The sequence below is a fragment of the Oleomonas cavernae genome, assembly GCF_003590945.1.
In the GTDB taxonomy this organism is placed as follows: Bacteria; Pseudomonadota; Alphaproteobacteria; order Zavarziniales; family Zavarziniaceae; genus Zavarzinia; species Zavarzinia cavernae.
In genome coordinates this window covers 4,067,095-4,087,706 of record NZ_QYUK01000011.1, presented here as the reverse complement: position 1 = coordinate 4,087,706, position 20,612 = coordinate 4,067,095, and the positions used below count along the sequence as shown (strand labels likewise).

The following is a 20,612-nucleotide window of genomic DNA, read 5'->3' as shown; positions in this document are numbered from 1 at the left end:
GGCCGCACGCTACATCCGGAAGACGCCGAAATGGGGCCGGTCGATCGGCCTGTTCAGGGTGCAGCTCAGCGCCAGGCCCAGGGCATTGCGGGTATCGACGGGGTCGAGGATGCCGTCGTCCCAGAGTTCGGAGGTCGAGTAGTAGGCGCTGGACATGCGCTTGTAGTCGTCGATCACCGGTTCGCGGATGGCGGCGATCTGCTCCGGGGACAGGGTCTCGCCGTTGCGCGACAACTGGCGGATCTTCACCTCGCTCAGCACGTTGGCCGCCTGTTCGGCGCCCATGACCGAGATCTGGCTCTGCGGCCACATGAACAGGAAGCGCGGGTCGAAGGCGCGGCCCGACATGCCGTAGTTGCCCGCCCCGAACGAGCCGTTGACGATCACGGTGATCTTGGGCACCTCGAGGCCCGACACCGCCATGATCATCTTGGCGCCGTCCTTGGTGATGCCCCGGTGCTCGTATTCCTTGCCCACCATGTAACCGGTGATGTTTTGCAGGAACAGGATCGGCGTGCGGTTCTGGTCGCACAACTGCATGAAGTGGGCGCCCTTGAGCGAGCTGTCGTTGAACAGCACGCCGTTGTTGCCGATGATGCCCACCCGCATGCCGAAGATATGGGCGAAGCCGCAGACCAGGGTGGTGCCATAGGCCGGCTGGTATTCGTGGAAGCGGCTGCCATCGACCACGCGGGCGATTACCTCGCGCATGTCGAACTGCACCTTGATGTCGCGCGGGATGACGCCGTAGAGCTCGGCGGGATCGTAGTGCGGGGCTTCCGGCGCGATGCGCTCGATCTTCAGCTTCTCCGCCCGTTTCCAGGTGCCGACGATCTCGCGCGCGATGGCGATGGCGTGGCGCTCGCTGTTGGCGGGATAATCGGCGGTGCCGGAGATCTGGGTGTGGGTGTCGCAGCCGCCCAGTTCCTCGACCGAGACGATCTCGCCCGTCGCCGCCTTCACCAGGGGCGGGCCGCCGAGGAAGATGGCGCCTGTGCCGCGCACGATCACATTGTATTCCGACAGGGCGGGAATATAGGCGCCGCCCGCCGTGCAATGGCCCATCACCAGCGAGACCTGGGGCACGCCCAGCTTGGAGAGGATCGCCTGGTTGCGGAAGATGCGCCCGGCGTAATAGCGGTCGGCGAAAGTATCGGCCTGCAGGGGCAGGAAGCCGCCGGCGGAATCGCACAGGTGCACCACCGGCAAGCGGTTCTCGATGGCGATGTCGAGCGCCCGGACGATCTTCTTCACGGAGAGGGGATACCAGGCGCCGCCCTTCACGCTGGCGTCGTCGGCATGGATCACCACTTCCTGGCCGGCGACGATGCCGATGCCGGTGACGATCGCGGCGCCGGGCGCCTCGCCGCCATAGGCCATGTTGGCGGCCAGCGTCGAGAGTTCCATGAACGGCGTGCCGGGATCGAGCAGGGCCTCGATACGCTCGCGCACGAACAGCTTCTCCTGGCGGGCGAGACGGTCCATGTCACGCTGGGGCCGGACGAAGCGGGCCTTGTGGTGGCGTTCGCGCAAGGCGGCGGCCAGGCCCTGATTGTGGGCGGCGTTGGCCTGGAACTCGGCCGAATTGACGTCGATGGACGATTGGATCTGGCGCATGTCTCTCAGCCCTCGGTCGCGGGGGCGAGGGCGACCAGCGGCGCCCCCTTGTTGAAGGTCGCGGCGGCGGCGACGTGAACCATGTCGATGGTGCCGGCGCGCGGCGCCTTGATGGCGGTCTCCAGCTTCATGCTCTCGATCACCAGCAGCACCTGGCCGGCGGCGACGCTGTCGCCCGCGGCGACATTGACCGCGACGACCGAGCCCGGCATGGGCGCGATGATCACGTCGTCGGCGCCGGCATGGCCGGTATGGGCATAGCGCTCGACCGCGTCGACGAATTCGACCCGCCAGGCCCGCCCGTCGAGATGGACGTGGGCGACATCGCCCTCCAGCGCGACGGCGACCGGCTCGCTGCGCCCGGCCACGGTCAGGCGGCCGTCGGCCAGCGCCACGGGAATGTCCGCGTCGCCCAGCAGCAGGCGGTAGCCGGTGTCGGCGGGGAGGAGCCCGGCCTCGACCTCTTGCTCGTCGATCAGAAACAGGTGGCGCATGGGGCGTTTCCCGGACCTTTGTTATTTTTGTCATCCCGGCGCAGGCCGGGAACCATTGGGACATCGCGCGCTGGACGGCGATGGATCCCGGCCTGCGCCGGGATGACACAAATGGAAGGATGAACCATCACGCGCTCCGCCAGCCGCCGATGGCGGCGTGGACCGGCTGGATGCGGTCGGCCGAATCCTTGACCGGGCGCAGGGACAGGGCCGCGGCGGCGATCAGGCGGGCTTTCAGGTCGTCGGTCAGCGCCGGTTCGGCGGCGATGTCGGGCCTTGCATCCAGGGTGCCGGTGTGGACCTCGCCCTTGGCGAAGGCATCGTCGGCCAGCAGGCGGTCGAGGAAGGCGGCATTGGTCTCGCAGCCCAGCAGGACCAGGTCGCGCAGGGCGGCGCGGCCCTTGGCGATCGCCTCGGCGCGGGTTGCACCATGCACGATCACCTTGGCCAGCATGGGGTCGAAGGCGGTGGTGATGCTCTGGCCTTGCGTGATGCCGCTGTCGACGCGCACGCCTTGGGGCAGGCGCAGGGCCAGCACCTTGCCGGTGGTGGGCACGAACCCTCGTGCGGGGCTTTCGGCATAGAGGCGCAGTTCGATCGCATGGCCCGCGCTGGGCACCGCGTCCTGGGCGAGGTCCAGCTTCTCGCCGGCGGCGACGCGCAACTGCACCTCCACCAGGTCCAGGCCGGTAATCATCTCGGTTACCGGATGTTCGACCTGCAGGCGAGTGTTCATTTCCAGGAAGAAGAACTCGCCGGCGCCATAGATGAACTCGACCGTGCCGGCGTTGCGGTAATTCGCCGCGCGGGCGATGCCGGCGGCGGTCTCGCAGATCTGCTTGCGCTGCTGCGCGGTGAGGGCGGGCGAGGGGGTTTCCTCGACGATCTTCTGGAAGCGGCGCTGGACCGAGCATTCGCGCTCGTGCAGGTGGATGACGGTGCCGTGGGCGTCGCCCATCACCTGCACCTCGATATGGCGCGGGTTCTCGACGAAGCGCTCGACATAGAGCCGTCCGTCGCCGAAGTAACGCTGCCCTTCCGAGCGGGCGCGGATGATTTCCTCTTCCAGCACGCCCAGGTCACGGACGATGCGCATGCCCTTGCCGCCGCCGCCGGCCGACGGCTTGATCAGCAGCGGCGTGCCGACCAGGCGCGCGCGCTCGACGAAACTGGCCGGATCGTCATCCTCGATCGCCGAGGGGGCGACGGGGAAGCCGCGGTCGGCGACGAACTTGCGCGCCCGCACCTTGTCGCCCATCAGCTCGATCGCGGCGGGTTCCGGCCCGACGAAGCGGATGCCGGCGGCGGCGACCGCCCTGGCGAAGCCCGCGTTCTCCGACAGGAAGCCGTAACCGGGGTGGACCGCGCCGGCGCCGGCCTTGAGGGCGGCGGCGATGATCTGCTCGCCGTCCAGAAAGGCGGCCACGGGGGTCTTGCCGGTGATCTCGATGGCGATGTCGGCCAGGGCGATTGCCGGCGCGCCCTTGTCGGCGACGTGGTAGACGACGGCGCCTTTCAGCCCTAGGCGCTTCACCGTGCGCAGGATGCGCGCGGCGATCTCGCCGCGATTGGCGACCAGGACGGTATCGAAGGGAAAATGGGGCATGGACCTCAAGCCTTCACGGGCAGGCAGACGCCGCCACAGAACAGGGCGGTGACGGCGGCGGCGCTGGCCTTCACGTCGAGACGGGCGTCGCCGTTCACATGGGGCCAGGCAAGATGTTCGATGGCGCCGAACAGGATATCGCGCACCAGGCGCGGCGAAACGTCGGGCTTCACCTCGCCCTTGGCGATGCCATCCTCGATCAGGGCGGTCAGCACCTTGGTATAGCGGCGGTTCAGGTCCTGGATGGCCGAGCCCTGATAGTCGCTGGCGACGCGCACCTCGGTCAGGAACAGGCGGCACAGGCCGCGATCGGCGACGAAGACCTCGACATGGCGGCGCACCAGGCGGTGCAGCTTGTCCTCGAAGCCGACCCCCTGGGCCACCTGCGCCTCGACCTGCGGCAGCAGCCGTTCATAGAAGGCCTGGAGCACGCGGTAGAGCAGGTCGCGCTTGTTGGCGAAATAGCGATAGATCAGCCCGTCCGAGACCTGGGCGGCGCGCGCGATCTCGGCGATCGAGGCGGCCTCGAAGCCCTTGGTCGAAAAGGTGACGGAGGCGGCCTCGACGATGGCGTCGATCCGGTCCTGCATCCGCTTGGCGCTGATCACCGGCATCTAGAGCTGGCTTCCCCCTGTAAGCCCCCTCCGCCCATTGGGGGAGGGGGTTGGGGGAGGGGGGCTTGCGCCGGCAGCCGGCGTCCCCCTCCTCACCCCAACCCTCTCCTCTCGAGAGGAGAGGGGGCTCTTGCTTCTCGGGCCATATTGAATATGCTTCATTTTAGACATGTCAACCGGAGACATGGGGAGGAACCAGGATGAGTGCGACAGCGGCGGCGGCCGACCTGCGGGCGAACAGCTACGCCACCAACGGCTTTCGGCTGACCCCGGACCAGCAGGAGATTCTCGACCAGGCCGACAAGTTCGGCCGCGGCGAACTCCACGACCTGTGCCCCAGGATGGACAACGAGGAATGGTGGCCGCCCCAGGCCATGCCGGCGCTGGCCCGCATGGGCTTCCTGGGCGTGACCGTCGAGCCGGAACTGGGCGGGGCGGGCAGCGACTTCTTCACCTCAGGCCTGATCACCCAGGGCCTGGCGCGCTGGAACCATGCGGTGGCCCTGTCCTATGTCGCGCACGAGAACCTGTGCGTGAACAATATCGCCCGCAATGCCAGCCCCGCCTTGCGCGAGCGCTATCTCCCCGGCCTGCTGGACGGCACCAAGATCGGCGCCCTGGGCCTGACCGAACCGGGCGCCGGCTCGGATGCCCTGGGCTCGATGGCGACGACGGCGCGGCGCGAGGGCGACCATTACATCCTCAACGGCGCCAAGCTGTTCATCACCAACGGCCCCGTGGCCGACGTCATCCTGGTCTATGCCAAGACGGACAAGGCCGCGGGCGCCAAGGGCATCTCCGCCTTCATCGTCGAGAAGGGCTTCCCGGGCTTCAAGGTCGCCCAGAAGCTGGACAAGATGGGCTTCCGCGGTTCGACCACGGCGGAACTGGTGTTCGAGGACTGCAAGGTCCCGGCTGAAAACCTGGTCGGCGTCGAGAACAAGGGCGTGGCGGTGGTCATGTCCGGCCTGGATCTCGAACGCGCCATCGTCGCCATGATCAACCTCGGCATGGCGGAGCGGGCCTTCGAACTGGCGCTGGACTATGCCAAGACCCGCACCCAGTTCGGCAAGAAGATCGGCGAATTCCAGATGGTCCAGGCGAAGCTCGCCGAAATGTGGACGACCATCGAGACCATGAAAACCTATTGCTACCGCACCCTGGCCGAGGCGAACGACCTGGAGGAGGGCGCCGGCGGCCGCGGCGACATCCACAAGCTGACCGCCTCGTGCATCCTCTATGCGGCCGAAGGCTGCACCAGGGTGGTGTCGGACGCGGTGCAGATCTTCGGCGGTGCGGGCTATATGCGCGAGACCGAGATCAACCGCCTCTACCGCGCCTCCAAGCTGCTGGAGATCGGCGCCGGCACCTCCGAGATCCGCAAGCTGATCATCGCCGGCGAATTGCTGCGCTGACAATTTTCCCTCGCCCCGCTTGCGGGGAGAGGGTTAGGGTGAGGGGTCTCGAGGCTGCTTTGTCGGCTAAGACAAGGATCGGCCCTAACACCCCTCACCCCGGCCCTCTCCCCGCAAGCGGGGCGAGGGAGTCTCAGGTCGGCAATGCTCACCGACGACCAACTCGACCGCTATGCCCGTCACATCATCCTGCGTCAGGTCGGCGGGGCCGGCCAGGCGCGCCTGCTGGCCTCCAAGGTGCTGATCGTCGGCGCCGGCGGCCTGGGCGCGCCGGTGGCGCTCTATCTGGCGGCGGCGGGGGTGGGCACCATCGGCTTGGTCGACGATGACACGGTGGCCCTGTCCAATCTCCAGCGCCAGGTGATCTATCAGACCGCCGATGTCGGCCGGCCCAAGGTGGCGGCGGCGGCGGCGGCGCTGAACCGGCTGGACCCCAACGTGCGGGTCGTCACCCATGCCCTGCATTTGGATGATGCGGCCGCGCGCAGCCTGGTGTCTGGTTACGACCTGGTGCTGGACGGCACCGACAATTTCGCCACCAGGCACGCGGTCAACCGTGCCTGCGTGGCGGTCGGCAAAGCGCTGGTATCGGGGGCTGTTGCCCAGTTCGAGGGACAGGTCGCGACCTTCAAGGGCCACTTGAAGGGTGACCAGCCCTGTTATCACTGCTTCGTGCCCGAGGGGACGACCGAAGCCGCCAATTGCGCGGGCCAGGGCATCCTCGGCGCCGTCACCGGCGTGGTCGGCAGCCTGATGGCGGTCGAGGCGCTGAAGGAATTGACCGGTATCGGCGACACGCTCGCCGGCCGGCTGGTTTTGTACGATGCGTTGAGTACCCGCTTCCGCACCCTCCGCCTGCATCGAGACCCTGCCTGCACGGTTTGTAGCGGGGGTTAGGACCCGCCATGACCGACGCCGCCCCGCCTGTCGCCCCCTTCACCGACGAGGACTACGCCAAACTCCGCAAGCGGCTGGGCCCGGCGATCGACAGCTGGACGGCCCTGACCGATCCGGTGTTCGAGGGGCTGGAAAACGTGCCCCTGCAAGGCCCCGCTCTGTTCATCGGCAATCACACCCTGATGGGCACGCTCGATGCCTCGGTCATGACCTTCGGCCTGAAGGAGCGTACCGGTGTCTGGCTGCGCGGCCTGGCCGACAATGTCCACTTCAAGGTGCCCTACTGGCGCGAGCTGTTCTTAGGCTCGGGTGCCGTTGCCGGCAATCCCGACAATTTCCGCGCCCTGATGGCGCTGGGCGCCCATGTCATCGTCTTCCCCGGCGGGGTCGGCGAGGTCTTCAAGCGCAAGGGCGAGCAGTACAAGCTGCGCTGGAAGGAACGGCTGGGCTTTGCCCGCCTGGCGATCGAGGCGGGCTGCCCGGTCATTCCCTTCTCGGCGGTGGGCGCCGACGACAGCTATTCGATCCTGCTGGGCTCGGACGAGATCATGAAGGTGCCCGGCGTCGCGTCGCTGACCCGGCGCCTGGGCCTGAAGCCCGACTACCTGGGCCTTTACCGCGGCTTAGGGCTAACCGCCCTGCCGCGGCCCGAGCGCTATTACTTCCGCTTTGCCCCGGCGATCGACACCAGCCGCTGGCATGGCGAGGTCAACGACGACAATGCCTGGGCCCTGCGCCGCGAGGTGGAAGCCGCGATCGGGGACGGTCTCGACCTGCTACTGGCGCAGCGCGAGAACGACCCCAAGCGCAAGTTCCGCAACCGCCTGCTGCCGCTCGCCGGGCGGCTGGCCCGCAGGCTTCAATCGTAGGCCTTCAGGCGGAACGAGGCATAGCCCAGCAGGGAGACCATTTCCGGCGTCGGCCGCATGGGTTTCAGGAACGGAACCTTGGGCGTCTTCTGGCCTGTCACCTTGGCGTGGAATTCCAGCGCCTCCTTGATCTTCTTCATGATGTCGATGGCGAGGCCGGCGCCTTCCTTGAACTGGAATTCGCCTTTGCCCTCGGACCAGATCTGGCCCAGGTTCACGCACAGGCCCATGCGGCCAGAGACGCGATCGGTCTCAAACCCGTGCGGCACCTCGTTGGTGCCGTACCATTCGCCCGGCACGATTTCCTTGGAAAAGCCCGGCACGCCATAGGCGACGGCGCGGAATTTGGGCGTGTTGCTGGTGAAATAGCCGATGTGCGTGGGGTCCCAGAAGAATTGCAGGAAGGCGACGCCGGATCGCGCGGTGTCGGCCGTGACGCTCTCGGCCTCTTCGCCCTTGGGGTTGAAGAGCTTCAGCCGCCCGCCGAAGGCCGCATCGACCTCGACGAAGTTCAGCTGCGCCGTGGCCCCCAGGATCGGGCGCCCGGACCAGGATTCGCACTGACAGATCAACAGCCCGGGATTCAGGTTGCCCGCCATGATGTCCTCCCAAGAAAATCGAGAGGCCAAGGCTAGCACCGCCGCGCGACCGTTCTGTGATCGCGCTCACGCGACGGTCGATTCGCGGCCGCCTGAATGCCGGGCAATGCCCGGGCCGGGTCTACTTCGGCGCTGTGGGCGTCGACGGGAAGGTCGAGCCGTCCTTCTGGTACTGGTCCGCGAGGTAGGGGCCGGCGGGCAGGCCCTGGCCGGCCGTGGCGGAGGCGAGGAGGTTGGCCTGCTTGGCCAGCGGGATATAGTTGGGCGCGGCCTTTTCCACGGCGGCGACGATCGCCATGACGATCAGGTCGGCGAAGATGTTGCCGCTGGAATTGGCCTGGGGCGAATAGACGACGGTGCGCTTGTCCTGCCACAGCACGGCGTTGGTCTTGCAGCTGCGCAATTCGTAGGTGAAGCCGACCTTGGTCGCCGTCGCCAGGACCGCGTACTCGCTTTCCCAGTTCTCGATGATCACGAACAGCACCGCGTCGCAACCGAACAGGTTACTGATCCGGCGGGCATCGGCATTGTGGACGAGCCCGGGATCGGAGAGGCCGTTCTCCTCCATCACCCGCTTCACCATGAACGACGGGAAGACATAATAGCCCCGTTCGGCGAACGGCGGGGCGATGGTCGAGACGAAATAGTCCGCCGCTTCGACGGTCTGCGAATTGTTGATCGCGGGGACGACCAGAATGCTGCGCGGCCCTTCGGCGCGGAACGGGGTGTAGTCCTTCGGCGTCGGCGGCTGCACGCAGGCGGCGACCAGCGGCAGGAGGGCCAGGGCGGCGACGGTGCGAAGCTTGGAACCCAGGATCATGACTGCACCTCCGGCGCGGCGGCAGCGGTCGGCGCGGGCACGGGAGCGCCCTGGAGGCGCTTGATCATATCGGTCAGGAAGGGCCTGGATTCGGGAAACTGGGCCATCTCGTCCTCGAAGAGCTGAATGGCACGGCCCTTGTCACCCTCTTCCAGGTAGAGGTAGCCGAGTTCGGCCTGCAGGCCGGGTGCCAGGCGATTGGTTTGCTTGCCCTTGTCGATCGCGTCCTGCAGCGACTTGCGATAGGCGTCGCGCTGGTCCGGCGCCTTGGCGTAGAGATAGAGCGATTCCTGATAGCTGCCCCATTCGAAGCGCGTCTGCGGCGCGCAGCCGGCCAGGAGGGCCGCGCCCAGGGCGAGGGAGACGAGATGTTTCATGTTACTGACCCTTGATCTCGACCTGGGAACCGGCGCCGACGAACACCGGCTTGTCGTAGAGCACGCTCTGGCCGAGCTTCAGGGTGACCTGATGCGGCCCCGGCGGGACCACCAGAACGGCCTGCTTGCCGTTGTAGAGGGTGGCATCGCCGGCATCGCTGCCGTCGACGAACACCCGCGTGCCCGCGGCGGCGGCGGTGAAGTACAGGCCGCTGCTGGCGGCACCCTGCTGCACCGTGGTATCGGGATAGGCGCAGGCCCCCAGCAGGAGCGTGGCGGCGAGGGCCACCGTCGCAATGGCGCGCATCAGCGGATCTCCGTCACGATCAGGGATTTCGCCTGGGCGGCATTCACCTTGCCTTCGACCACGCGGGTCACCGCGCCTTGCGCCTCGGGCTGGTCGCCGAAGAAGGAGACGATCTCGAGTGTGGCGACATAATCGCCCGGCAGGGCGATGGGCAGCCCGGTCTGCCCGCTGGTCACGGTCTGGCCCGGCCGTTCGACGCGCAGCCGGTCGCCGATCTTCAGGCCTTGCGCGGGGCCGCCGCTGATCAGCACGTCGCCGCCCTTGACCTGGAGGATATCGGTCGACCAGCTGCGTTCCTGCAGTTTCTGCATGACGCCGGTCATCAGGTCGGCGACCGCGGCCGCGATGGCCCGGTCGTTCAAGGTGCCGTCGTAGGAGGCATTGGAGCCGAAGCCGGCGATCTCGCCCGCCTCGACCACGGCATCGCCATGGCCGCTGGTCGAGAAGAAGGCCCGGCCGGTGTGGACGTCGACCAGCCGAACCTCGACCGTGGCGCTGGCGGTCTGGCGCTTGGTCGACGACAGGAAGCCGGTCTGGCCGTCGGTCTTGCGGCCGAATTCGGTCACCGAGCCGATGATCAGGGCGTCGACGCCGACAAGCTGGGCCGAACCGCTGCCTTGCAGGGCCTGTTCGGCGCGCACCACGTCGAGGTCTGAACGCTCGAAGACCATGAACTTGCCGGATTCGACCAGCCGTGCCGACAGCATGTCGGCCGCCTGATCGGCCAGCGGATCGCGCTCGGTCGCCAGCAGCAGGGCGCGGCCATAGTTGGTGCTGTTGGAGAAGCGGCCGATGGCGACCTTGCGCTTCAGCGTCGGCATGTCCGGGGCCGGGGCGGCGGCAAGAGAGGGGGCCGGTGCGCTGACTTCGGTCGGCACCGGGGCCGGCGTGGCGCAGGCAGCAAGGGCCAAGCTCCCCGCAAGGATGAGCGCCCAACGAAAATCTACCCGCAAACGTGCCTCCCACAACCGCGCATACGCTTATTGCGGGCGGGAGCTTAGCCGAGAGAAATCAACCCACGCTAGCGGTCTGGCGACAGAATCTCGCGCTGTGGCTGAACCGACACAGTCGCCCGCGCCTCACCCGAAATCCTGCGCGAGCGACGCGCGGATTTCCGGCGGGATCACGGCCATGTGGCCGTATTCCGGGTGGGCGAAGGCGATGATCGCTTCGTTGGCCGGGTCCTGGAAGGCGGCGATCGCTTCCGCGCTGAAGGGGAAGTGCATGAAGTGGACGGCGGAGGTCTTGCCGTCCTCCTTGGTGCGCTCGACGTCGCCCTCGGGTACCGCCTGGATGGTGTGGCCGCCCACCCTGATGGTCAGGGCATCCTCGACGCCGCCCAGGCGCTGGAGGATGCGGGCGCGGCGGTAGGCGTCCTCGATCTCGAACATGATGGTGGCGGTCAACTCGGCGCCTTGCGGGATCATCGGGTTGTAGGCGGCCAGTTCGTCGGCCAGTTGCGCGTCGCCGCCCTTCTCGATGTAGAGCATTTCCTGCACCTGCATCCACATCGTCTCGAAACACTCGAAATGGAAGGTGGCATAGGGGCCGACGGCCATGCGCCGGCGCTTCTTGAGGTCCACCACCGCCGCGCGGCGGGCCTTGCGCTCGGCGCCATAGGTCTCGCGCGGCAGGATGTCGTCTGCGGTGATGCGCCGGGCCGCCTTGGGCATGGGAGTGATCCTTACAATTACCTGCGTCTAGGCCTCGATGCCGTAGGCCCGGGCGAACAGTTCGATCGGGTGCGGGGCCTTGTCGGGGACCTTGGCCGTGCCGTCGCCGTTCAACTGGCGCATGCCCTCGACGATATGGGCCCCCGCCAGCGGGCATTCCGAGGCGACATGGGCCTTGCCGGCCTTGGCCGCGGTTCGCGCCACCGGCTTGCCCACCTTCAGCGCCACCTCGTGGAACTCCTTGAGCACGCCCCAGGAACCGCCGTGGCCCGAGCAGCGCTCGATCACCTGGAGGTCCTGGCCGGGGATCAGCTTCAGCATTTCGGCGGCCTTGGCGCCCATGTTCTGGGCCCGGGCATGGCAGGCGATGTGCACGGCGATGCCGCCTTCCAAGGGCGCCAGGCCCGGGGCCAGGCCTTCCTTCTTGGCGATGTCGACGACATATTCGGGAATGTCGTAGACGGCGTCGCCCAGGCGCTTGATGTCGGCGTCATCCGGCATCAGCAGGCCCCATTCGAATTTCATCATCAAGGCGCAGGACGGCACCAGGGCGACGATGTCGTAACCCTTGTCGACCCAGGGCAGCAATTCGGCCTTGATCGCCTGGGCATTGGCCACCACCCCTTCGAGATTGCCGTGTTCCAGCAGCGGCATGCCGCAGCACCTGGGGTAGACCACCTCGGTTTCGACGCCGTTCCTGGCCAGTACCGCGCGCGCGGCCATGCCGATCTCGGGCGCGTTGTAATTGGCAAAGCAGGTGGCATAGATCACCGCCTTGCGGCCATGGGCGGGCGCCGCGGCATTGACCTCGATCGGGGATTTCCTGGCCTGGCGCTTGAAGGTCGCCCGGTGGAATTTCGGCAGGGCCGCATGGGCATCGATGCCGGCGGCCTTCTCCATCAGGCCGCGGGTGAACTTGTTGTCGGCGTCGGTCGCCCAGTTGGACAGGCCCGCCATGGCGCCGGCCAGCTTGCCGTTGCGGTCAGTGCGCGCCAACTGCCGCTGCGCGAAGGGAGTCTCGCCCTTGCTATGCTCGACCGCGCGGTAGCGCAGCATCAGGTGCGGGAAATCCAGGTTGAATTCGTGCGGCGGCACATAGGGGCACTTGGTCATGAAGCACAGGTCGCACAGGGTGCAGGCATCGACGACCGCACCGAAGTCTTCCGATTTCACGCCATGCACCTCGCCTTCGCTGGTCGCATCGACCAGGTCGAACAGGCGGGGGAACGAGTCGCACAGGTTGAAGCAGCGGCGGCAGCCGTGGCAGATGTCGAAGACCCGGCGCAATTCCGCGTCGAGCTTGGCCTCGTCGTAGAAATCGGGGTCGTTCCACGCCAGCGGATGGCGCGTCGGCGCCTCGAGCGAACCTTCTCTCATGCCGGCCTCATCGGATTTCTCTGGTCAGAGACCCCCCTCCCCCGACCCCTCCGCCCTAAAGGGCAGAGGGGAGTCACTCGAGCCCTCTCCTCCTGGGAGGAGAGGGTTGGGTGAGGAGGGATGCGCGGTCTCAGGCGAGGGTGTCGAGCGCCTTCTGGAAGCGGCCGGCATGAGACTTCTCGGCCTTGGCCAGGGTCTCGAACCAGTCGGCGATCTCGTCGAAGCCTTCCTCGCGGGCGGTCTTGGCCATGCCCGGATACATGTCGGTGTATTCGTGGGTCTCGCCGGCGATGGCGGCCTTGAGGTTCAGGTCGGTGCCGCCGATCGGCTCGCCGGTCGCGGGATCGCCCACTTCCTCGAGGAATTCGAGGTGGCCGTGGGCATGGCCCGTCTCGCCCTCGGCGGTCGAGCGGAACACGGCGGCGACGTCGTTGTAACCTTCAACGTCGGCCTTCTGCGCGAAATAGAGGTAACGGCGGTTCGCCTGGCTCTCGCCGGCGAAAGCGTCCTTGAGATTGCCCCAGGTCTTGGTTCCAGCAAGCGACATGATGCCACTCCTTCCCTGCAATGGCGGGATGCCTGCCGGCAACGCGGCCGAGCGGCCGCCGCGGGGCATCCCCGGGTAACGGATGGGGCGATAACGCCTTGCGATCGCCCCCGCCGGACTCCGTTATAGGAGCCTGCGGGGAGCACCGTCAACAGTCTAGAATCGGTTGAAAGACGTTCGCAAGCTGCGGGAAAGCTTTACAGTTCTGCTGCGCTGCGGCGACTGTCAGGGGTTACCCGGACCGCGCAGGCGGATCACCACGTCGACCCGCGCCACGGTCGTGCCCGCGGGCGCCTGGGGCAGGTTGGTGATGGCGACATCCATGCCCGGAATGTCGACCAGCCGGCCCGACTCCTCGAAGAAGAAGTGATGGTGGTCGTCGGTATTGGTGTCGAAATAGGCCTTGCCGGTGTCGATCACCACCTCGCGCAGCAGGCCCACGGTGGTGAACTGGTGCAGCGTGTTGTAGATGGTGGCGAGCGAAACGTCGACACCGGCCAGGCGCGCTTCGCCGTGCAGGGTTTCGGCGGTCAGGTGGCGGTGGCCGTTCTCGAACAAGATCCGGGTCAGCGCCAGGCGCTGGCGCGTCGGCCGCAGGCCGGCCGCCTTCAGGCGCTGGAGCGCGTCGCGGAAGGGGCGTTCGGGGGATGGCCGGATCATGGCTTGGTTACCTCGGGTCGCCGTGTCAATCGCCCGTCTGGAGACGGTCGACGAGCTGCCGCACGGTCGGCACGAAACCGTTCGAATAGAACGGATCGGAAGCAAAACGATAGGCCGAGTGGCCGGCGAACAGCAGATTGTTTTCGACGTCGCCGCCATGGGCGATGTCCTGCAGGGTCTTCTGGATGCAGAAGCTGCGCGGATCGGCCTTCTTGCCGGTGGTGCCTTCCTCGCCCTGGGACCAGTTGGAGAACTTGCAGGCCGACAGGCAGCCCATGCAGTCGATCTGGTCCTTGTGGATTTCGCGCGCCTTCTCAAGGGTCACGAACACCAGGGTGTGGTCGGGGGTGCGCATGGCCTCGTTGAAGCCCTGGGCCATCCAGCCTTCCGCCCGCTCCTTGTCATGGGGCGTGACATAGACCAGCCGGCCGCGGGCGCCGATCGCCAGCGCTGCCTGGTGGTCGCCCACCGGCTCGGACGAATAGGCGATCTGGCGGTCGGTGCGGTCTTCCAGTTCCGCCAGGAACGGGTTGCGCACGGCCGAGGAATAGAAGCCCGTGGGCGAGAAGCGATGCAGGGCGACGGTGCCCTTGGCAATGCGGGTCAGGCGCTGCTTCCAGGATTCGGGGATCGGGCTTTCCTGGGTCAGCAGGGGCCTGGTGCCGAACTGGAAGATCACCGGGCCCACTTCCGGGTTGTCGATGAAATGCTGCCATTCGCGCAGGTACCAGACGCCGCCGGCCATGATCACCGGGGTGTCGTGCAGGCCGGCCTCGTTCATGTCGCGGCGCAGGGCGACGACGCGGGGATAGGGATCCTCGGGCAGCAGCGGATCTTCGGAATTGGACAGGCCGTTGTGGCCGCCGGCCAGCCAGGGATCCTCGTAGACGACGCCGCCCAGGAAGCTCGAAAACTTGTGGTAGGCGCGCTTCCACAGGGCGCGGAAGGCGCGGCCCGACGAGACGATGGGGTAATAGTTGATGCCGAAGCTGGCGGCGATCTCGGCCAGGCGGTAGGGCATGCCGGCGCCGCAGGTGACACCGTGGACCAGGCCGCGGGCGCCTTCCAGCACGCCTTTCAGCACCCGTTCGGCACCGCCCATTTCCCACAGCACGTTGATGTGCAGGCGGCCCTGGCCATTGGCCACGTCATGGGCGCGCTGGACCTGGGTGATGCCGCCGGAAATGCCGTATTTGACCAGCTCGTCGTGGCGCTCGCGCCTCGTCTTGCCCAGGTAGATCTGCGGGATGACCTTGCCGTCGGCGTCGTAGGAATCGGCATTCACCGCCGACACCGTGCCGATGCCGCCGGCCGCGGCCCACGCGCCCGAGGATTCGCCATTGGTCGCCGAGACGCCCTTGCCCCCTTCCAGGAGCGGCAACACCTCGACACCTTGAATGCGAACCGCGTTCAGCGCTTTCATCTCGTCTCGAACCTTAAAGCTGGCGCATCGTGCATCCCGTCCGGGTGACGATCTGATGACGCCCTATCCAGGCTTAGATATAGCCTATCGCCGCCATCAATAAAGAGTTGCTAAAGCCCCGAGGGGCGAGAACGGCGACGATTTTCGCGCTGCGTGCGATAAAATTCACATTTCAAGGGGTTGATCGTCACTGTGCAGCGGCAATTTGGGCGCTAAACTCCGCGCCTTGAGGGAATCGAGTGGGGCGACAAGGGCATGAGTGCGCCGATCTTCATCAGCCACGCGTCCGAGGATCGGGAGTTCGCGGAGCAGATTACCAGCTACCTCGAACAGCGGGGCATCAAGTGCTTCATCGCGCCGCGCGACATCCGTCCCGGCGCTGAATATGCCGAACAGATCATCGACGGGCTGGACGCCGCCGGCGCCATCGTCTTCCTGCTGTCGGAGAACTCGAACAAGTCGATTTTCGTGCGCAAGGAGATCGAACGCTCGGTCTCCAAGGGCAAGAACGTCTTCACGGTGCGCATCCGCGAGGTGACGCCGGCCCGCGCGCTGGAGCTTTTCGTTTCCTCGGAACAGTGGATCGACGCCTGGCGGCCGCCCATCACCCAATATCTCGATCGCCTGGCGGTCGGCATTTCGGCGACCATGAATGTGCCGCTGCAGCCGCCGCCGGAAGCCGATCGCACGGTGTTCGCGCCCCGCACGGTGGTGCCGACGAGCCAGCCGCCCGTGCCCCCACCCCCGGTGACCGCGCCCCCGGTGACGGCAGCCCCGCCGCCGCCGGTTACGGCGCCCCCGCCCCCGCCCCCGCCGGTCGTCAAGCCGGCCTCGCCCCCGCCGCCCGCGGCCGACGCCTATCGCATCGGCCCGGCCGCGGATACGCCGCTGCGCGCCGATTCGCCGCCGCCCCCGCCTGCCCGGGAAAAGCCGGCGGTCGAGAAGGCCACGCCGGTCAAGCCCGCGGCCCCAACCGATGGCGAGCGCAAGCGCGGCGGCAACGGTGTCCTGGTCGCCGGCGGCCTGGTCGGCCTGGCCGGCATCGCCGGCGCGCTGACCTATTTCGTCGTCCTGCCCATGCTGGAGGACAAGCCGGTTGTCGATACCCCGGGCACCGTCGTCGCGGCCGGCCCGGAACTGACGCCGGCCAGCCCGCCGCCACCCGCCTCGCCGCCGGCATCGCCCCCCGCGTCGCCCCCGCCGCCGCCGTCGAGCTGGACCTCGCCGCCACCGCCGCCGGCCTCGCCGCCGCCCCCGGTCTCGCCCCCGCCGCCGCCGGTTCTGCCGCCCCCGCCGCCGCTGTCGCCCAGCGCGCCGGCCCCGACGGTGCCGGCCGATGCGCGCGCCGCCTACGAGCGCTACTTCGCCCTGGCCGATGCCGGCAACGGCGCGGCGATCTATGACGAGATGCTCGATCCGGCGTTGAAGAAGACGATTTCACGCCAATCGGTGATCGATGTCTTCAATGCCCGTACCGGCCAGTTCGGCCGCGGCGGCGGCAGCCGCGTGGTCACGACCGTGGCCCATCTGTCCGAACCGCCGTTCCAGTCGGGCAAATACGGCCCCTATCTCTACATCCGGGCCGAGACGACGACCGCCCGCGGGGTCGTGGCCGACGGCATCTTCCTGCGCCAGCAGGACGATGGGCGTTACGCGCTGGCCGATGTCGAATATGCGGAAGCGGCCAGGGCCCTGACCGCGGCGGAACGCGACCAGGTCGTGGGGGTTGCCACGCGCCTGTTCCAGGGCCTGGAAAACGGCACGGTCGACAAGGGCGTGATGGCCAGCCCGGCCCCCGATACCACCGACTGGTTCGATCAGGTGCAGAGCATGCGCGGCGGCGACCTGTCGTCGCGCACCGTGGCCACGGTCTTCACCATGACCGAGGTCGACAGCACCAGGGGCGACTATGCCTATGTCCAGTTCGATGCGGTCTTCACGGATGCCCGGGTGACCGAGCAGGCCTGGCTGAAGCGCGAATCCGGCGGCGGCTGGAAGGTGATCAAGTTCTGGGCCCAGCCGGATCAATAAGGACTGGCGGGGCCTCGCCGCGCTTGGCGAAGTAGAAGACGGTCAGGCCGACCAGCATGGGCCCGGTCGACAGGGCCATGACGAACCCGGTCACCAGGGACAGCACCAGGGCCACCGGCTCGGCCGGGTCGCTGCCGCCCAAGGCGGTCACCAGTATGCCGGCGAAGAAAAACGGCAGCGTGATCACCAGCAGGAACGCGGCGACGCGCGGCCGGTCGCCCTTGATGATGGCGAAGCTGCGGGCGACCGTCGCCTCGTCCTCGTAGAACACGGCCTGGGGCGCCATAGTGAAGCCCAGGATCACATAGACCGTCACCACCACCAGGGCGAGCTGGACCAGCATGCTGAGGGCGCCCTCGCCCAGGCTCAAGGCAGCGATCAGCGACAGGGCCATGGTGGTGGAAACAGCGGCCAGAAACAGGCCGTACAGCCGGAAGGCGCGGCCGATGGCAACCGCCGGGTCGACGGCGGGGGCCCGGTCCAGCCGCCGGGCCAGCAGGTCGCCGCCCGCCCGCACGGTCGCGGGCAGGGTGGCCAGGCGCCCGACGAGGCCGCCCAGCAGGACCGTGAATATTGCCTGCTCCGGGCTCAGGCCGATGAACTGCACGCCGAAGACGCCGCCCAGGTAGCCGACCAAGTTGGGCACCAGCCCGGTGAGCAGCGCCAGGCGGATCGATTCACGCTCGCCCGTCACGCGGAAGGCAGCCTGGATCATCTGGGCGAGGGTGACGGGGGGCATGGCGGCGGGGCTTGGGTGCAAAGGGTTGGCGACCCTGCTACCCCGGATCACCCGTTAGGACAACCCTGTAGCATCCCAGGCCGGGATTGCCGCCGCGCCCGGCGAAGCGTCGCCGCGCTGTGACAGGTAGAGATGGGTGGCCAGGGCTAGGCTGCCGGCGGACCCGATCGAGAAAGCGAATGTGAGCAGCAGTGTCAAGCCAAGCGGCGGCGTCAGAAACAGCAGGATGGCGCCCTGCGGCCCGTTGGCGAAGACGGTCGCAAAGAGCGGGACAAAAAATGGCAGCATGAGCAGGAAGATGCTGGCAAACGCGCGCCAGCGGTAACCCCTCATCGCCTGGAACGCTCGGAAGGGCGAGAATCGCTCCTCGTAGACGGCCATCGGCCAGATCAGCAGCAGTCCCGGGCCGAAATAGAAACAGGCGGTGATGATCAGCAGGGAGCCTGTAATGCGGCCGACCGGCCCTAATTGTGCCAAGGCAAGAAAGACCAAGCCGACAACGATCCCGAGCAGGATGCCGGTCAAGATCAAGGCGAAGGTGCCGAGCCAGTAGCGGGCGATCACGCGCAGGGTGGTGATGGGCGAGGGCTGGCGGAAGACATGTTCGACCATGCCGATCAGGAACGGCTGCGACGTGAGCGTTGTCAGCACCGCGGTGGCGAGCTGGAGGATGATCACAGCCGGGTCGATCACGCCCAGCGCCGGCTGATGGACCAGGCCCGTACCGAAGGCGAGGGCCGGCAACAGGACCGATGTCAGCGTTATGGCCAGGGCCGCGATCAGCCCGTTCCGGCTGAAGCCGCCGCGGAAACCACTGGCCACCAGTTCAAAAATCGTCGGTTTACGCATCACCACGCCTCCGGGGGAAACGGTGAAGAAAGTGCAGCCGAAAGCTGAAGAAATGACTAAGAGACCGTTTCGACCATGCCGCCCGACACTGTCCTCTCGGCATCCTCCCTGGCCAAGCCGTTCAGGTAGAAGCCGACGAACAAGGCATCGAGCGGCCCGTAGAGCAGGACCAGGGCGCCGCCGGCCACGATAAGCGACAACGGCCCGAAGGGGCCGTAGCCGACGAAAGCGACGGCCGCGGTCCAGGCGAAACCGGCAAGCAGGACAATGACGATCATCGCCGCAAGCCGAAGGCGGCGACCCTCGAGCAGGGTCTGCGCCCGGAAGAAGGATCCGCGCCCCTCGTAGACGATCATCGGGAAGTACAAGAGCTTGGAGAGAATGAGCCACAAGCCCACCACGACGGCGCCGATCCCCAGCACGGCACCGATGGTCTCGGTCGATGGCCCTTGGGGCAGCCGGCTCATCAGCAGCATCCCGATGGCCACCGGCAACAGGATCCAGAACGCCATGACCAGCCCGAAGAGGATCTGGGCCTTCAGCGCCCGGAACGTGCCGTGTATCGGGCCGACCGGAAAGGGCCGGTCGAAAATGCGGCGGTTGAGCCGCGACAGCAGGGCGATGGTCAGCGGCGAGAACGACAGGCGCAGGCCGAATTCCAGCAGCTTTGCTTCGCCGCTTTCACGCCCGTCGAGCCAGGCATATTCCTCGCCGTGCGCAACCATGGCGGCATAGACCAGCGCCGTGCACAGCAGTTCCACCATCGCGATGGCGATGACTTCCCAGCGCAACGCCTGCCGCAACGCGAACCCGACTCCTGCCCAAAAATCTTCCGGCATGCCTGCTTCCCTCGGCCTGGGCACGAACCCTGTCCAGGCCTGTAATGCCCAGAGTTATGCCGTCACCGCTGGCCCCGGCGACTCGATCAGTCCGGATTCCGATGCCGGCGCGTTGAGCCGCTCGACGCCGGTGAAATAGAAAACGGAAACCGCCACGGTCATCGGCCCATAAGCCAGGGCGCCGACGGGCCCGGCAAAGAGCACCGCGAACTCCGGGGGCATGAAGGTGCCCGCCACCGCCAAGGTCAGCAGGTTGGCAGCGAAGGAGATCAGGCCGATTGCCAGCACGACGCCGAAGGCCCGCCCGCGCCGCCCGGCGATCAAGGCCTTTGCCCGGCCGAGCGAGACCCTGCCTTCGTAGATCACCATGATCGGCAACAGCATGTAGCGGATGAAAACCACATAGGCCAGGACGAAGCCGAACGCGGCGGGCAGGACGGCCAGCACGCCCTCGGGAACACTGTCCAGTACCAATTTCCACGCCACCACGACGATGACCCCGATCGGCACCGTGAGGGCCAGTATCAACAGCATGAGGGCGAAGATCGCCTTGAAGTAACGCCACGCGCTGCCGAGCACCCCGGCGGGAAACGGGCGACCGAAGAGGCGGCCATTGAGGCGCGAGAACAGCGCGATCATCGCCATGCCGGCGAGAAAGCTGAAGGGCAGGGAGGCCAACGTAACGTCGAGCTCCGGACGGCCGACCAGCGAGACCTGGTAGGTCAGCACGGCCCAGGCGACGCCGACCGTGACGGCACTGGTCAGCGCCTGCAACAAGGCAGCGGCGATGACCTCCACGCGCGATATCTGACGCATCGAAAACGTGAAGACGTCCGAGAAACCATCCTGCATGCCTGTC

The 20,612-nt window shown here is 67.2% G+C and carries 22 protein-coding genes; 4 read left to right on the top strand and 18 right to left on the bottom strand.

Annotated features, from left to right (window positions below):
* Positions 1–9: 9 nt before the first annotated feature.
* From D3874_RS23605 to D3874_RS23590, 4 genes are all read right to left on the bottom strand, one after another.
* Positions 10–1,617, bottom strand: coding sequence for an acyl-CoA carboxylase subunit beta (locus D3874_RS23605; protein ID WP_119781635.1), 1,608 nt, complete (start codon positions 1,615–1,617; stop codon positions 10–12).
* Between the two features lie 5 nt (positions 1,618–1,622).
* Positions 1,623–2,111 (bottom strand): acetyl-CoA carboxylase biotin carboxyl carrier protein subunit, encoded by a 489-nt coding sequence (locus D3874_RS23600; RefSeq protein WP_119781633.1) that lies wholly within the window; start codon positions 2,109–2,111, stop codon positions 1,623–1,625.
* A gap of 127 nt (positions 2,112–2,238) precedes the next feature.
* The gene (locus D3874_RS23595; protein ID WP_119781632.1) at positions 2,239–3,717 is read right to left on the bottom strand and encodes an acetyl-CoA carboxylase biotin carboxylase subunit; all 1,479 of its coding nucleotides are present in this window, start codon (positions 3,715–3,717) and stop codon (positions 2,239–2,241) included.
* Positions 3,718–3,722: 5 nt separating this feature from the next.
* Positions 3,723–4,331: a TetR/AcrR family transcriptional regulator gene (locus tag D3874_RS23590; RefSeq protein WP_119781630.1), complete on the bottom strand. Its 609-nt coding sequence runs from the start codon at positions 4,329–4,331 to the stop codon at positions 3,723–3,725.
* 200 nt (positions 4,332–4,531) lie between these two features.
* Here D3874_RS23590 and D3874_RS23585 point away from each other — a divergent pair, with 200 nt between their 5' ends.
* From D3874_RS23585 to D3874_RS23575, 3 genes are all read left to right on the top strand, one after another.
* Positions 4,532–5,746, top strand: coding sequence for an acyl-CoA dehydrogenase family protein (locus tag D3874_RS23585; RefSeq protein ID WP_119781628.1), 1,215 nt, complete (start codon positions 4,532–4,534; stop codon positions 5,744–5,746).
* Positions 5,747–5,890: 144 nt separating this feature from the next.
* On the top strand, positions 5,891–6,643 hold the full coding sequence (locus tag D3874_RS23580) for a HesA/MoeB/ThiF family protein (protein WP_119781626.1): 753 nt from the start codon (positions 5,891–5,893) through the stop codon (positions 6,641–6,643).
* An 8-nt stretch (positions 6,644–6,651) separates the two neighbouring features.
* Positions 6,652–7,512, top strand: coding sequence for a lysophospholipid acyltransferase family protein (locus D3874_RS23575; protein ID WP_119781624.1), 861 nt, complete (start codon positions 6,652–6,654; stop codon positions 7,510–7,512).
* Here D3874_RS23575 and D3874_RS23570 read toward each other — a convergent pair.
* The 10 genes from D3874_RS23570 to D3874_RS23525 form a co-directional block, all read right to left on the bottom strand.
* Positions 7,503–8,111 carry a hypothetical protein gene (locus tag D3874_RS23570; RefSeq protein ID WP_119781623.1) on the bottom strand — a complete coding sequence of 203 codons (609 nt, stop codon included), beginning with the start codon at positions 8,109–8,111 and terminating at the stop codon, positions 7,503–7,505. The two genes, D3874_RS23575 and D3874_RS23570, sit on opposite strands and share 10 nt — an antisense overlap.
* A gap of 121 nt (positions 8,112–8,232) precedes the next feature.
* The gene (locus D3874_RS23565; RefSeq protein WP_119781621.1) at positions 8,233–8,931 is read right to left on the bottom strand and encodes a DUF799 domain-containing protein; all 699 of its coding nucleotides are present in this window, start codon (positions 8,929–8,931) and stop codon (positions 8,233–8,235) included.
* On the bottom strand, positions 8,928–9,308 hold the full coding sequence (locus tag D3874_RS23560) for a DUF4810 domain-containing protein (protein ID WP_119781613.1): 381 nt from the start codon (positions 9,306–9,308) through the stop codon (positions 8,928–8,930). Before D3874_RS23560 ends, D3874_RS23565 begins: the two co-directional genes overlap by 4 nt.
* 1 nt (position 9,309) lies before the next feature.
* A complete protein-coding gene (locus D3874_RS23555) occupies positions 9,310–9,615 on the bottom strand; it encodes a hypothetical protein (RefSeq protein ID WP_119781611.1) in 306 nt (101 codons plus the stop codon).
* The gene (locus D3874_RS23550) at positions 9,615–10,526 is read right to left on the bottom strand and encodes a CsgG/HfaB family protein (protein WP_233560123.1); all 912 of its coding nucleotides are present in this window, start codon (positions 10,524–10,526) and stop codon (positions 9,615–9,617) included. Before D3874_RS23550 ends, D3874_RS23555 begins: the two co-directional genes overlap by 1 nt.
* A 168-nt stretch (positions 10,527–10,694) precedes the next feature.
* On the bottom strand, positions 10,695–11,288 hold the full coding sequence (locus D3874_RS23545; protein WP_119781609.1) for a DUF3501 family protein: 594 nt from the start codon (positions 11,286–11,288) through the stop codon (positions 10,695–10,697).
* A 27-nt stretch (positions 11,289–11,315) separates the two neighbouring features.
* Positions 11,316–12,665 (bottom strand): heterodisulfide reductase-related iron-sulfur binding cluster, encoded by a 1,350-nt coding sequence (locus D3874_RS23540; RefSeq protein WP_119781607.1) that lies wholly within the window; start codon positions 12,663–12,665, stop codon positions 11,316–11,318.
* Between the two features lie 130 nt (positions 12,666–12,795).
* On the bottom strand, positions 12,796–13,212 hold the full coding sequence (locus tag D3874_RS23535) for a rubrerythrin family protein (RefSeq protein WP_119781606.1): 417 nt from the start codon (positions 13,210–13,212) through the stop codon (positions 12,796–12,798).
* A 225-nt stretch (positions 13,213–13,437) separates the two neighbouring features.
* Positions 13,438–13,872: an iron response transcriptional regulator IrrA gene (gene irrA, locus D3874_RS23530; protein ID WP_119781604.1), complete on the bottom strand. Its 435-nt coding sequence runs from the start codon at positions 13,870–13,872 to the stop codon at positions 13,438–13,440.
* A 25-nt stretch (positions 13,873–13,897) separates the two neighbouring features.
* On the bottom strand, positions 13,898–15,295 hold the full coding sequence (locus D3874_RS23525) for an NAD(P)H-dependent flavin oxidoreductase (protein ID WP_119781602.1): 1,398 nt from the start codon (positions 15,293–15,295) through the stop codon (positions 13,898–13,900).
* Between the two features lie 255 nt (positions 15,296–15,550).
* On the opposite strand from D3874_RS23525, the gene D3874_RS23520 reads away from it, so the two are divergent.
* Positions 15,551–17,326, top strand: coding sequence for a toll/interleukin-1 receptor domain-containing protein (locus tag D3874_RS23520; RefSeq protein WP_119781600.1), 1,776 nt, complete (start codon positions 15,551–15,553; stop codon positions 17,324–17,326).
* On the opposite strand, the gene D3874_RS23515 is transcribed toward D3874_RS23520, so the two are convergent.
* From D3874_RS23515 to D3874_RS23500, 4 genes are all read right to left on the bottom strand, one after another.
* On the bottom strand, positions 17,298–18,065 hold the full coding sequence (locus D3874_RS23515; protein WP_119781598.1) for a hypothetical protein: 768 nt from the start codon (positions 18,063–18,065) through the stop codon (positions 17,298–17,300). The genes D3874_RS23520 and D3874_RS23515 overlap by 29 nt on opposite strands.
* A gap of 54 nt (positions 18,066–18,119) precedes the next feature.
* A complete protein-coding gene (locus tag D3874_RS23510) occupies positions 18,120–18,914 on the bottom strand; it encodes a hypothetical protein (RefSeq protein ID WP_119781596.1) in 795 nt (264 codons plus the stop codon).
* Positions 18,915–18,970: 56 nt separating this feature from the next.
* Positions 18,971–19,717, bottom strand: coding sequence for a hypothetical protein (locus D3874_RS23505; RefSeq protein WP_158596189.1), 747 nt, complete (start codon positions 19,715–19,717; stop codon positions 18,971–18,973).
* Positions 19,718–19,807: 90 nt separating this feature from the next.
* A complete protein-coding gene (locus tag D3874_RS23500; protein ID WP_119781592.1) occupies positions 19,808–20,605 on the bottom strand; it encodes a hypothetical protein in 798 nt (265 codons plus the stop codon).
* Positions 20,606–20,612 lie beyond the last annotated feature (7 nt).